The organism is Janthinobacterium aestuarii (genome assembly GCF_051380835.1).
Lineage (GTDB): Bacteria > Pseudomonadota > Gammaproteobacteria > Burkholderiales > Burkholderiaceae_D > Janthinobacterium > Janthinobacterium aestuarii.
This window is the reverse complement of sequence record NZ_JBNYXU010000003.1, coordinates 403,828-416,945: the sequence shown is the minus strand read 5'-3', so window position 1 is coordinate 416,945 and position 13,118 is coordinate 403,828. Positions and strand designations below refer to the sequence as shown.

Genomic DNA, 13,118 nt, shown 5'->3' with positions numbered 1-13,118 from the left:
CGCCACTTTCCAAGGATTTGCACCATGCCCCCTCGCCTGACCGCACCCGCGCACAAACTGCGTCCGTTCCCCCTCGCCGCCGCCATCCAGGCTCTGTTCCTCGCAGGCGCCGCTGCGGGCGCCGTCGCCGTCACCGCCCCTGCCGCCCACGCGCAGACGGCCGACACGACGCAAGCGAAGCGCCAGTACGCGGTCCCCGCCGGACCGCTGGAACGGGCCTTGACCACGTTCGCCAGCGCGGCCGGCGTGGAACTGTCGGCCGACGCGGCCCTGTTGCAGGGCAAGCGCAGCGGCGGCCTGGCGGGCAGCTACACGGTGCGCCAGGGTTTCGAGGAACTGCTGCGCGGCCAGGGCGTGCGCGTGGTGGCGGGTGCCAACGGCGCGTATGCGCTGCGGGCGGAGACTGCACCGGCAGCCACGCCGGCCCAGGCCAGCGCCACCCTGCCCGCCATCACTATCAATGCCAGCAGCGAACGAGAAACGGCGACGGGTCCCGTGCGCGGCTATGTGGCGCGGCGCGCCGGCTCGGCCACCAAGACGGATACGGCGCTCAATGAAAACCCGCAATCGGTGTCGGTCGTCACGGCCGATGAAATCAGCGACCGCAATGCCGAATCGCTCGACGAAACCCTGCGCTACACGGCGGGCGTGACGCCGAACCAGCGCCCGCTGGGCAGCGACGATTCCTCGCTGCTGCGCGGATTCACGATCGAGACGAACGGCATCCTGCAAGATGGCTTGCGCAATTCGGGCCGCACCTTTGGCGCCTCGATCGAGCCGTATGGCCTGGAGCGCCTCGAAGTGCTGCGCGGCCCCGCGTCCGTGCTGTACGGGCAGATTCCGCCGGGCGGCATGGTCAACGCCGTCAGCAAGCGTCCCAGCGCGGACGCCGTGCGCGAAGTGGGAATTGAGTACGGCAGCTACCAGCGCCGCCAGCTGAAAGCCGACGTGGGCGGCACCCTCGACGCGCCAGGCGCCTGGACTTACCGGGTCGTCATGCTGGGCCGCGAAGCCCATACGCGGCTGGACCGCGACCGCGACAACCGCCTGTACTTCGCCCCCTCGCTCACCTGGCAGGCAGGCCCCGCCACGCGTTTGACCCTGCTGGCCCGCTACGAGCAGGACAACCAGCAATATGCGTTTCCGAACCAGCTGCTGCACCCGGGCCCGCGCGGCCAGGTCGATCCAAAAGTCAACCTGATGGGCGACGATAACCGCTTCAAACGCCGCAACACCATGCTGGGCTACGAGTTCGAGCACACATTCAACGGTACCTGGTCGCTGCGCCAGAACCTGCGCTACACGCACCTGAAGAACGACCGCACGGACATGTTCCCCCTGGGCCTGAATGACGATGGCACGGTGGAGCGCTATTTCATGCCTGTCGATACGGCGTCGAAAAGCCTGTTCGCCGACACGCAGCTGCAGGCGCGGTTTGCCACAGGCGGCCTGACGCACCAAGTACTGCTGGGCGTCGACTACGCGAACATCCGCAACACGGACGACTACCGCCACCAGCGGGGCTTCATCGGGCCGATTGACCTGTACCAGCCCGTGTACGGCAAGCAGCCCCTGGTGCCGGCCAAGGCGCCCACGCGCGCCGAAGCGCCGTCGCGCCAGCTCGGCCTGTACGCGCAGGATCAATTGAAATGGAACCGCTGGGTCGTCACGGCGGGCCTGCGCCGCGACAAGGCCACGCAGTCGCGCGACGTCACGGACCTCAATACCGGCGCCGTCAAACCCGACTTCCACCAGTCGCCATCGGCCACCACGGGCCGTCTGGGCGCCGTCTACCTGTTCGATGGCGGCTGGGCGCCGTATCTCAGCTACGCCACCTCGTTCTCGCCCGAACTGGGCATCACGGCCAACGGCAGTGCGTTGAAGCCGTCGCGCGGCAAGCAGTTCGAGGCGGGCGTGCGTTACGAGCCCGTGGGCCAGCGCGCCAGCTATACGGCAGCCGTGTTCGACCTGGTACGCGACAACGTCACCACGTCCGACATCGGCAACCCGGGCCGCCTGCAGCAAACGGGCAAAGTGGGCTCGCGCGGCGTGGAACTGGAAGCGCGCACGGAGTTCGCCAGCCGTCTGAGCCTGATCGCCCAATACACCTACCTCGATACGGAAGTCAGAAAGAGCAATAATGGCGACCTGGGTTTGCAGCAGGCGGGCGCGCCGCGCCACAGCGCCTCGGCCTGGGCCCGACAATCGTTCACGCTGGCCGGCAGCCTGCCCGCGTATGCGGCGCTGGGCATGCGTTTTCTCGGCGCCATGCGCTCGAATTCCGACGGCGAAAACCTGAACATCCGCAATGGCGGCATCACGCAGTGGGATGCGGCGCTGGGCGTGTCGCGCGGACCATGGCAATTCGCCCTCAACGTCAACAATGTGCTGAACAAGCAAACCCTGTATGACTGCGGCTACCTGCCCAACCTGTGCTACCGCAATGCGGAACGCACGGCCAACGTCAGCGCCATGTACCGCTTCTGATGCCATCGCTGCAAGTTCGGCCCGTCCTGGCGGCGCTGCACCGCTACGCAGGCCTGCTGATGGCCGGCTTCCTCATCGTCGCCGGCGTCACGGGCAGCGCGCTCGCGTGGAAGGATGAACTGGAGGCGGCCGTGCTGCCCGCCGTCTTCCGCGTGGCGCCGCCCACGCCGGGCGCCGCGCCGCTCGACGCCCTGCTGCTGCGCGAGTCCGTCGCTGCACGCTTTCCCCAGGCGCAGATCAGCTACGCACCGCTGTCGGCGCCGGCCGGCCACAGCATGGTGTTCTACCTGCGCCCGGGCGACGAATCACCGCTGGCCAGCGACGAAGTATTCGTCGATCCCCACACGGGGGCCGTGCTGGGCCAGCGGCGCTGGGGCGAAATCAGCGAGGGCGCCATCAACCTGCTGCCCTTCATCGAGCGCCTGCATTACGCGCTGGCGCTGGGCGACACGGGCTTGCTGATGTTCGGCCTGGTCGCCATCGTGTGGACGGTCGACTGCTTCGTCGGCGCCGCCCTGACCTTCCCCGCGCGCCTGAAAAAACGCTCGCCGGGAACGAAACCGTGGCTGCTGCGCTGGCGTCCGTCGTGGCTGCTGCGCCGCAACGGCGGCAGCTATAAACTGGTGTTCGACCTGCACCGCGCGGGCGGCCTGTGGCTGTGGGCCATGCTGCTGGTGTTTGCCTGGAGCGGCGTCGCCTTCAATCTGTACGGCGCCTATGCGGCCGTCATGCATCCGCTGTTTGCCCACCAGGGAGCCGAGGAAATCGTCGCGCGGCACACGCCGTCACCGGGGCCGCAGCTGGACTGGCCTGCCGCGCGCGCGCAGGGCCGCCAGTTGATGGACGCGCTGGCGCGCCAGCACGCATTCACCATCATCGAGGAAAACGCGCTGGCCTACGAACGCGCGCTGGGCGTGTACAGCTACAACGTGCGCAGCAGCCGCGACGTGCGCGCCCACAAGGGCCTCACCACCGTCTTTTTTGACGCGGTCAGCGGCCGGCAACTGGCCACCTGGCTACCCACGGGCGCGGCCAGCGGCGACACCATCCGCAGCTGGATCAGCGCCCTGCACATGGCCTCGATGTGGGGCTGGCCTTTCAAACTGTTCATTTGCGCCATGGGCGTGCTGGTGGCGGGCCTGAGCGTGACGGGCGTGCTGATCTGGCGACGCAAGCGCCAGGGGCATGCCAGGGCCAGGGCGCTAAGTCATTAATTAGTCAGGGAAAGCCGATGAATGCCACTGGCACTGCCTGTGTCAGCCACACGCCATTGTCGGACACGTAAAACACGTAGCCCTGCGCCTGCATGGCGGCCGCATCCACCGTCAGCACGATGGGCTTGCCATGGCGCGCGCCGACGGCCACGGCCGTTTCAAGGCTGGACGACAAATGAACGTGGTTGCGCGCTCCCGGCAGCAAACCGCCGACCCGTATCGCCTCGACAAAGCGGCTGGCCGTGCCGTGGTACAGCATGGCGGGCGGCAAGGCGATATCGACGGCGGCCAGCGAATGGCCCTGGTTGGCGCGGATGCGCAAGCCGTCGGCACTGATGGCGTAGCGCGTCTTGCTGTCGCGCGCCACCACGTCATCCAATTGTTCCAGGGAAAGGCTGCGGCTGTGTTGGGCCGCCAGCGCCAGCAACTGGCCGATGTCGGCCCAGCCTTGGGTATCGAGCACGAGGCCGATTTTTTCGGGCGCGTGGCGCAGTATGAGGGAAAGGAATTTACTGGTATTTACCAAATGATCTGTCATACCCCAGTCTACCGTTATCAGAGCGCATATGCCAAGGTCAGGCGTACGGAGCGCGGCTCCACCGGATGGAAATGCCGGTCATTCACGCCTTCCGCTGCTTCCCCAGGCAAGCGCGAGGCATAGTGGTAGTCGATGTCGCTGGCGCGCTTGTCGAACAGGTTGAATACGTCGAGCGACAAGCGCGTCTTGCGGTTGATCTGATACGCCACGCGCGCGTAGGCCAGAGTCGTCGAGGCCGAGCGCACGCTGTTGTCCTCGATCAGGGGACGGGGGCCGAAGTAACGCAGCTGGAAGGCGCCCGACCACGGGCCCTGGTCCGTCACGGTCACGCCGAACGACGTCACCTTGTCGATCGATCCGGGAATAAAATTGCCGGCCGGATCATTTTCCGTATAGCGCGAGCGCGAAGCGGCCAGGTCCAGGTCGAACAGCAGCCACGGTGCGGCAATATAATGGTTGTTCCACTCGATACCGTGGCGGCGGCTGGCGCGGCTCGCCTCCGTCTCGCCCGCGTCGCCGACGAACAGCAATTCCGACGCGATGTCGAGGCGCCACAGGGCCAGCGAGCTTTGCAGGCCCGGCAGCCATTCCGTGCGCGCGCCCAATTCCATGCCCCTGGTCGGTACCAGCGGCGTGACGGGCGTGGATGACGTGCCGTCGGGCAAGCGCGTCTGCGTCGTGCCGCGCGCGTCGTTGCTGTGGAAGCCCTTGCCGTAGTTGATAAAAAATTCCGTCTTGCTCCACGGCCCAAGTATCAATGACAGTTTCGGCGACACCACGTGGTCGTTCGCCGAGCCGCTGTTGCCGTCTATGCTGCTGTCCACCTTGAAACGATAGGCGTCATAGCGCACGCCCGCCACGGAACGCAGCCAGGGCAGCCAATGCACCGTGTTTTCGCCGTAGAGACCGATGCTGCTTTCGCGCACCCGGTCTTCGCGCACCGTGCTCTGCCGCACGCGCTCCACCGTGTTGTACAGGCCAACGGGCGACAGCCGGTCATAGCGCGCCTGCACGCCCAGCTTGTTGCGCAGGGGAAGACCGAACAGCTCCATGGTCCAGCTTTCGCTGGCGTTCACGCCGGCCACCGTGCGCCGCTCGCTTTGCTGGAACTGGTCGCCCTGTTCCGGATCGGCAAGGAAATACGTGAAGTCGCTGTTGAGTTCCAGCTGCGAGCGGATCACGTAGGCATCCAGTTCGAACAAGCGGTTTTCCGTGCGCTTGCGCATCGCATACGACAGGCTGTAGCGCGAGGTGTCGCCGCCATCGCTGGGCGCGAGGCTGCCGAAACGGCCGATCTGGCCCGATTCCACGGCGCGCAGCGGCACCTGGTCGGTGGCGTTCCAGCTGTTTTTATAGGCCATGCCCGTCACGCTGAAGCCGTCGTCCGGCGTGCCCTGGCTGTAGCGCAGCACGCCGCTGTATTTACGCACGCGCTCCGGCACATCCCAGGGACCGTTATTGCGGTGCACTTCCAGGCCGACCAGCAAGGTGCCTGGCCCGGCCGCGACCGAATCGGCGACGACGCCGCGCACATAACCGTGCTGGCCGAAGGACACGCTGGCCTGGCCCTGCGGCAATTTGTCGGCCAGGCGGATGCGTGCGCATATTGACGGGCATGCCGTCGAGGTAAGTGGCGAAATCCGTGCCATGGTCGAGGTTAAAGCCGCGCAAGAAATACTGGTTGGCCTTGCCGTCGCCGCTGTGCTGGGTGACGATCAGCCCCGGCACGAATTCCAGCAATTCGCCCGTGCGCAAAGCGGGCCGGTTGACAATCAATTCAGTAGTGATGACGCCCTGGCTGGCCGCATCCGACGTGCCGACGGCGTTGTCGTAGTGGCCAGTCACGCGCACGGTGCGTGTTTCATCGGCAACTGGAGCCGCCTCGGCCTGGACCTGGGCCCCCGCCTGGTGCCCCAAGCCCAGCGATGCCAGCGCACAAGCTGCTACCAGTTTGCGTTTTCTCAATCGCATCGCGTCTCCCCTTTTTATGATGTCAGTATGGGTCCTGGGCTTGGTCTAGCCTACCGGATGTATACGCGGCCGGCTGCTTGTTTGGATTCAGCATTTTTCAAGGAGCGACCGTGGAACTGAGCGACAGTGCCGGCAAGGCAACGAAAACCGCCGCCGCGGCCGTGCGCAAACGCGATGTGTTGCCCTATATTCTGTTGTTCATCCTGCTGGCGGGCTTGCTGGCCGTGATGGCGGGCGCCCTGCTGCCGCCCTACTACCAGGCCGTGCCGGCCCTGCTGTGGAGCCTGGGCTTTTGCGTCAGCGGCATGCTGCTGGGCTTTTTGTTCGGCATCCCGCGCAGCCTGCCCTCGGGCACCGTCAGCGCCGCCCCGCCCGACGAGCGGAACAATGGCAAGAGCCGTCCCACGGACGAGCCACCGGCCGCAGGGATAGACACGGCGGACGCCGCCCCTAGCAATACGCTGTTCCTGGGCACGCCCACGCCCATGGAAATCAATTCGAATCTGGTGGAAGTGTCGGACTGGCTGACGAAAATCATCGTCGGCGTGGGCTTGATCGAACTCAAAAGCCTGCCCGGCAGCGCACGCAGCATGGCCGCCTTTATCGCGCCCAGCCTGGCCACGGATACGGCCACGGCGATGGCGGTGGTCGGCGGCATCATGCTGTTCTTTTCCGTACATGGTTTCCTGATCGGCTACCTGCTTACGCGCATTTACCTGTCCATCATGATCAAGCGGGCCGACAGCATGGTCAAGAACGAATCGGTGCGCCTGGAGAGCGGCAAGGAAATCGAGGTGACGGAACTGAGCCGCTTGCAGCAAAAGTCGCTCGATGACATGCAGGAAGCCGTCACGCAGCTGCTGCTGGCCTACCCGCCCGATGGCGGCGCGCCAGTCACGGCCCTGGCCGGCGTGCCAACGGGGCAAAAGCCGGCCAGCCTGGTGCTGTGGCTGGACGACCATCCGCGCAACAATACCTTGCTGGTGGAACAGCTGGAACGGGAAAACATCAAGGTGGACCAGGCCGTGTCGACGCGCCAGGCGCTGGCCATGCTGCAACAGAAACCGTATGCGCTGCTGATCACGGACATGGCACGGGTGGAAAACCGCCGGCGCATCAAGGATGCGGGCGTGCACACGGTGCGCGAAGTGCGCCAGACCTTGCCGGAACTGCCCATCGTCGTATATTGCAGCAAGGATACGGTCGCCAGCTACGGCACGGAAGCGCAGGCGGCAGGCGCCCGTTTCATCACCACGTCGGGCACCAGCCTGCTGGCGGCAATCAACAAACTACTGCATGAGCAGCGCGAGGATGGCGCTCAGCCACCAGCGTAGGCATAGCTGCCCACGTAATGCAGCGCACTGCGCTGGGGGTGCGACAGCTGGTTCGGCGCAAACACGCAGACGGCCGTGTCGGCCAGCACGCCCTGCCCATCCGCGTCCGCGCACGCCTGCGCCAGCCAGCTGTCGGGGTACGACACGCCATCGAGCAACTGCGCCAGCGGCACTGGCAACGCCAGCATGGCGCTTTCAAAACAGGCCGGCTCATAACACGTGAGGCCCGTTTCCAGGATGAATGGCGATGGCACGGCATCGCCATCCTCCGTGTACGTGGGCGACAGGTAGGCCTGCAGCGCTTCCCAGCTGGGGAAACGGCCGCTGCAGGCAAACACGTGGACGATGGGCAAAGTACTGGCCAACTACAGCTTCTCCATCTTTTGCCGCACGGCCGGCGCCGTGGCCGCCGTCGGCGCCAGTTCCAGATAGGTTTTATAGGCGGCTTTCGCCTTGGCCGCATCGCCAGCCTTGGCATACGCGTCGCCCAAGTTCAGATAGGCAATGGCGCGCGACGGGTCCATCTTGACCGTGTTTTCAAACCAGCGGGCCGCTTCGCGGTATTTTTCCTGCTTGTAGAAGACAAAGCCCAGGTTGTTCGCCGCCAGCGCGAAATCGGGACGCAATTTCAGCGCTTCCGTAAATTGCGCTTCCGCCGCCGCATACTGTTTTTCCTTGTACAGCTGCAAGCCACGGTCGTTGGCCCGCTGCGCCAGCTGGCGCGTCGAGCTCGGCACGGCGCCCGGCGTGACGATCTTCTGTTCGCCGCCCTGCAAATCCTTCACCGTCACGCTGGCCGCCGCCGGTTTGGCGTCCAGCTTGCTATTCAGGGCGATGGCTTCCGTCGACAGCTGCGTCGTGTTCGGGCTGAGGAATTCCGTCTCGCCCGGCAATTCAAAGACGAAATCACCCCCTTCCGAACCGGGCAAGCTGCCGAACGCGGGGGTCTGGTTCGACACGCTGGACACGGCAGGCGCCACATAGGCCGCCAGTTCCGTGGCCGTGATCAGGCCGTCGCCGTTGAGGTCGCCCTTGCCCGCCAGGCCCTGTAGCAGGGTCCACGTGAACACGGAGTGGCCGTTCGGCCCGCCATCGGCCACCAGCTGATCGCCGCCGCCGGCCGTCAGCATTTGCCGGCCGATGCGCTTGGCGTTGTCGCGCAGGAAGGAGCTGGAACCGGCGCCACGCGTCAGGCCCAGGCCGCTATAGCAGGCGTCCATGACGAAGAACGCGTGCTTGGCCGTGAGGGACTCCGCGATATTCTGAATTTCCGTCATCGGGATCGCATCCGTGGCGAACTGCGCCGGGTCGGAGTCGACGGGCACGATGTAGCCGAGGTCGCGCCCGGAGCTCAGCTTGCGCGTGGCGCCGTGGCCGGCGAAGAAGACGAAGATGCGGTCATTCTTTTGCACGCCGCCATGTGCCAGCTTGTCGTGGAAGGCTGCCAGGATGTTGTTGCGCGTCGCTTCGCCATTCTTCAGGGTGACGACACGCTCGGGGGCAAACGCAAACTTTTCAATCAGCGTTTCGCGGACGCCTTGCGCGTCGCGCACCGCATATTGCAATTTCGGCCACTTGGCATAATCGTCGATGCCGATCACGACGGCCCAGGAATTGGCGTAACCGGTGGTGACGGGCACTTTTTCCGGCGCGGGCGCCGAGCTTTTTGCCACCTGGAAGCTCGTACCATCCCAGCCGGCGAATTGATAGCCTTCGGCAATCAGCTTGTCGAGCACGGCCGGCAAGGCTTTTACCGTGCGTTCGTGGATGTCGTGGAACAAGATGATGCCGCGTCCCGCCTTGTCGACGGACGCCAGCACCCGGTTCGTGATGGAACTGGGCACGGGGTCGGCCCAGTCCAGCGAATCGATATTCCACATCACGGATTTCAAATGGGCATCGGCCAGCGCGGCCATGCCTTCGCTGTTGCGCGCGCCATACGGAAAGCGGAACAGCGCGGCCCGCTCGGGGCTGATGGCCTTCAATAAAGTATCGGTGCCGAGGATTTCGCCCTTCAGCTTGTCGCCAGTCTGTTTCGATAACTGTGCATGGCTGAAACTGTGGTTGCCCACGGCATAGCCTTCCTTCATCAGCTTGCGGCTCACTTCCGCGCCCGCGTTCAGCTTGGCGTGGCCTTCCGCATCGAGCGAACCGAGGTTGCGGCCCACGTTGAAGAACACGGCCGGCACGCCATATTGTTTCAAGATGGCGCTGATTTCTTCCGTATAGCGGCGGTGCGGGCCGTCGTCAAAGGTCAGCACGATGGTTTTCTTCGGCAAACCCAGGCCAAATATTTCTGCCTCATCTTTTTTTGGCACCGGCTTGGCTTCCGGAATGGAACCGGCCGGTGGCACGGTGTAAGGCACGACGATGCCGTTTTCCTTCAAAATCTGCTCGCGGCTGTAGAGTTTTTTCAGCTGCGCCACGTAATCGTCCCACCGTTCGCGCTTGAGTTCGATGGCGCGCTGGCCCAGGTTGCCGAAGATTTGCCGGATTTCCTTCTCGTAATTGCGCTCGATCTCGCCCAGCGCGTCGAGGTCTTCGGAAATACGCTTGTGCAGCTTGATCGCCGGCAAGGACGAATCCTTGGCGACGTCGGCCAGCATGCTTTGCAGCAGTTCTCGGAAGGCCAGGCGGTCCGCGTCGTACAGGCCCGGATCGGATTCAATATACGTCAACAAGCTGTCGAGCGCCTCGAAGCGGCCCGGATTGGTGGCCGCCGTCAGCTGGTCGAGCGCGGCATCGAGCTTGGCGATGCGTTCCTGGTTTTCATGGAACAGCGCCTGCCCCACCTTGCGGGCTTCGTCGCGCGCGCCTTCGGGCAAGCTTTGCTCGTCGGCCAGCAGCACGATGATCTTGCGGAAATTGCCCAGCAAGTCGCGGAACTGGCTGGCCACGGCGGCCGTATCGACGGTGGACTGGGGCGCGGCGGCCGGGCTGCCCGAGGCCGGGGCGCCTGGCGTGGCGGTGGCTGCGGGACGGGTAAACGTATAAATGCCCGTCCCAGCGGCGAGAGCCACGACGACGGTGGCGGCGATCTTGATCGGCTTGGAAGTCACAGGCTTGTCATTCCCTTCACATACTATGCATACAATTCGGATGGCGCGGATGCGCAGATGCATAATTGTAAAGCACGCATGGCACATGCTCAGCCCGCACGCTGAATTTCGGCAATAATATGACGGCAAACCTTCAGCGAACGTAGGAACGGAAAAGACGATGCACAAGAAACTCTGCGCCGCGGCGCTGATGCTGGGCGTGGCCCTGATGCTGCTGCAACTGCGCGCGCATGCGGGCGACGACGTGGTCAATGTGGCGGGACGCGTATGCCTGCCGCACTGAGCCACGCGCCCGTCTTACAGCACTACACCTTGGCCGGTTCCCAGTAATTGGCCAGGCCCAGCTTTTTCAAGCCTGCCGCCACGAAGCGCGGTTCCAGCAATTCCTCCGCCGTCAAGGGCTGGCGGATCAGCTTTTGTTCCTGCGCAAACGCCAGCACCCGGCGGTAATGGCGGTACACGGCGTCGTCGTACAGGGGCGACCAGCGCTCCTTCCACTGCAAGCCCGGATCGTCGTAGCTGCGCCGCACCACGCTGTCGGGCGTGCCGTTGCGCGTGCCATCCTTGATGATGGCTTCGCGGTTGCCGTCGAGCGCCGCCCAGTGCTGGGCCCGCAGCCAGGCCGTGGCCACCAGTTCGGCGATGTCGGGATGGGCTTGCGTAAAGTCGCGCCGCGCCCACAGTTCCGCCCGCATCTTGCGTTCCGGCAGCCCCTTGCTGGACCAGATGATGCGGCCGATGCCCTTGTCTTCCAGCGGATAGCCATTGATCATGAATAAGGCGTCGACGGCACCCGTGGCCAGCGCGGCCGTGCCAGGCTTCAAATCCATATTGATCAAACGAAAATCCGTGGGCGACATGCGCTGGTCGGCGATCAGCTGGCGCAAGCCCAGTTCCCACGGCCGGCCCCGGTGCACGCTGATGCGCTTGCCCTTCAGCTCGGCCAGGGACGTGGCGCGCGAACCGGTGGGCACCAGCAGGAACTGGTCCGTGCCCCGCCCCGCCGGCACGATCACCTGCGTGCGCACGCCACCCGCGTTGAGGATGACGGACGGCAAGTCGCCATACGCGGCCATGTCGATGCGCCCGCTGGCGAACGCTTCATTCATGGTCGCGCCCGTATCACCCGTGACGGGCAGCCATTCCAGCCGCACGCCCCGTTGCTTCAGTTCGCGCGTCAGCCACCCTTCCTGCTGTACCCGGTAAGCGATGCCGCCCAGCTCCGCCTTGCCGTTTTCCGCAAAACCCGTCGAGGCGATGCGCAGGGCCGCCGGCGGCGCCCCCGCCCCTTTCGCTGCCGACACCGCCGACACTGCCTGTCCAGCCAGGGGCAGCAAGGCCAGCCCGCCCATCACCGTGCGTCGCCGCATCGCATTCTCCTCATCATCGAACATGGCCACTGTTGACGTGTTTCCCGCTCAAGCCGCCCGGCGCGTCTGCGCCAGCGCCGCGTCGAAAGGACGCGGGTCGATCCACGCGCGCACGTCGACCTTGCTGGGCAGGAAATTCCAGCGGAACAAAAAGTCGCTGAAGTCCTGCAAGGCCGCGATCGACGTTTCCGCCAGGTCCGTATCCAGGCGCAGATGGGCATCCTTGCCGTACGCCACTTGCACCCAGTGCTCGCTGGCATTCGATTCGCGCGCAAGGAAACGCCGCGTCTCGTCCGCATGGCCGCGCGCCCACGCTTCGGCCCGCAGCACCTGGTCGACCAGGGTCACGGCGGAATTGAGATGCTTGTCGAGCAAGTGCGCATCGACGCTCAGGGTGCGCGGCGTGCCGTTGTTGGCGCGGATCAAGGGTTCCGGATGGATGCCCGTGTCGATCACCGTATGCAAGCCGAATTGCTGCGCCAGCTGCGCGGCCGAGGCGCCTTTCAGGAAGATCGCGTCCACCTCGCCCCGCAGCAGCCCCAGCAGTTCTGGACTTTGGCCGCCGCGCCGCGCGCCGCTGAACAGATTCGTCGCCGCGCCCTGCTCCGGCGCCGTTTCGCTCTGGCCCGTGTTGACCACATAATCGACCAGTTCCACATCAGCAACCGCCAACCCTTCCAGGCTCAGCGCGTTTTCCAGCCCGCGCAAGGCTTGCGCGCGCGCAAAGTCGATCTGCGCCTTGGCCCACAAAGGCAAGCCGAAGCGTCGCCCCTTCAAGTCGCGCACGGTCTGGATGCCGCTATCGGGCAGGGTCAATATCAGCTGCGTCTCGTCCGACCACGACAGGCCGATCACGCGCGTCTCGCGTCCCGCCGCGCGGGCCCACAGGGCGGGAATATTGCCGCCGTGACGCACGGAATTTTGCAAGGTATGGTCGAAATGCGATTCGCGCACGGCTTCCTGGTCCGATTCGCGCAAGGAGCGCAAGCTGGTGCCGTCAGCGCGCAACGCTTCTTCCAGCCAGCCTTGCTGCAAGGCTATCCCCAGGCCTGTGGGGACCGGGCAGCGCGTGTACCACAGGGTGTCGAGTGCGTTGTTATTGCTCATCTTGTATCTCCAGAGTGGGTGGACCAGTCAAAAAGGAA

General features: G+C 65.0%; 11 protein-coding genes. 4 read left to right on the top strand and 7 right to left on the bottom strand.

The genetic code is table 11. The features are described from left to right. The first annotated feature begins 24 nt into the window (after positions 1-24). Both ACQ4WO_RS11465 and ACQ4WO_RS11460 read left to right on the top strand, forming a co-directional pair. Complete coding sequence (locus ACQ4WO_RS11465) at positions 25-2,487, top strand: TonB-dependent siderophore receptor (RefSeq protein WP_436481531.1); 2,463 nt, start codon at positions 25-27, stop codon at positions 2,485-2,487. After that, positions 2,487-3,701 carry a PepSY-associated TM helix domain-containing protein gene (locus ACQ4WO_RS11460; RefSeq protein WP_436481530.1) on the top strand — a complete coding sequence of 405 codons (1,215 nt, stop codon included), beginning with the start codon at positions 2,487-2,489 and terminating at the stop codon, positions 3,699-3,701. Before ACQ4WO_RS11465 ends, ACQ4WO_RS11460 begins: the two co-directional genes overlap by 1 nt. Positions 3,702-3,705: 4 nt before the next feature. On the opposite strand, the gene ACQ4WO_RS11455 is transcribed toward ACQ4WO_RS11460, so the two are convergent. From ACQ4WO_RS11455 to ACQ4WO_RS11445, 3 genes are read right to left on the bottom strand one after another with little or no spacing between them, the layout of a single operon-like run. Next, positions 3,706-4,239: an RNA 2'-phosphotransferase gene (locus tag ACQ4WO_RS11455; RefSeq protein ID WP_436481529.1), complete on the bottom strand. Its 534-nt coding sequence runs from the start codon at positions 4,237-4,239 to the stop codon at positions 3,706-3,708. A gap of 17 nt (positions 4,240-4,256) precedes the next feature. Continuing rightward, the gene (locus ACQ4WO_RS11450) at positions 4,257-5,795 is read right to left on the bottom strand and encodes a TonB-dependent receptor (protein WP_436481528.1); all 1,539 of its coding nucleotides are present in this window, start codon (positions 5,793-5,795) and stop codon (positions 4,257-4,259) included. Continuing rightward, positions 5,695-6,210, bottom strand: a complete 516-nt coding sequence (locus ACQ4WO_RS11445) for a TonB-dependent receptor plug domain-containing protein (protein ID WP_436481527.1) — start codon at positions 6,208-6,210, stop codon at positions 5,695-5,697. The genes ACQ4WO_RS11450 and ACQ4WO_RS11445 overlap by 101 nt, the downstream gene beginning before the upstream one ends. Before the next feature lie 110 nt (positions 6,211-6,320). On the opposite strand from ACQ4WO_RS11445, the gene ACQ4WO_RS11440 reads away from it, so the two are divergent. Further along, on the top strand, positions 6,321-7,544 hold the full coding sequence (locus ACQ4WO_RS11440; protein WP_436481525.1) for a response regulator: 1,224 nt from the start codon (positions 6,321-6,323) through the stop codon (positions 7,542-7,544). Here the strand turns inward: ACQ4WO_RS11440 and ACQ4WO_RS11435 are convergent. Together ACQ4WO_RS11435 and ACQ4WO_RS11430 are read right to left on the bottom strand one after the other, a co-directional pair. Continuing rightward, complete coding sequence (locus tag ACQ4WO_RS11435) at positions 7,529-7,909, bottom strand: immunity 22 family protein (RefSeq protein ID WP_436481524.1); 381 nt, start codon at positions 7,907-7,909, stop codon at positions 7,529-7,531. The genes ACQ4WO_RS11440 and ACQ4WO_RS11435 overlap by 16 nt on opposite strands. Beyond that, positions 7,910-10,603: a polysaccharide deacetylase family protein gene (locus ACQ4WO_RS11430; protein ID WP_436481523.1), complete on the bottom strand. Its 2,694-nt coding sequence runs from the start codon at positions 10,601-10,603 to the stop codon at positions 7,910-7,912. It abuts the gene before it with no gap. A 160-nt stretch (positions 10,604-10,763) separates the two neighbouring features. Between ACQ4WO_RS11430 and ACQ4WO_RS11425 the strand changes: the two genes are divergently transcribed. Beyond that, positions 10,764-10,886, top strand: coding sequence for a hypothetical protein (locus tag ACQ4WO_RS11425; RefSeq protein ID WP_256267169.1), 123 nt, complete (start codon positions 10,764-10,766; stop codon positions 10,884-10,886). A gap of 22 nt (positions 10,887-10,908) precedes the next feature. Here ACQ4WO_RS11425 and ACQ4WO_RS11420 read toward each other — a convergent pair whose 3' ends face one another. Together ACQ4WO_RS11420 and ACQ4WO_RS11415 are read right to left on the bottom strand one after the other, a co-directional pair. After that, positions 10,909-11,973, bottom strand: coding sequence for an ABC transporter substrate-binding protein (locus ACQ4WO_RS11420; RefSeq protein WP_436481522.1), 1,065 nt, complete (start codon positions 11,971-11,973; stop codon positions 10,909-10,911). 48 nt (positions 11,974-12,021) lie between these two features. Continuing rightward, a complete protein-coding gene (locus ACQ4WO_RS11415; protein ID WP_436481521.1) occupies positions 12,022-13,080 on the bottom strand; it encodes an ABC transporter substrate-binding protein in 1,059 nt (352 codons plus the stop codon). Positions 13,081-13,118 lie beyond the last annotated feature (38 nt).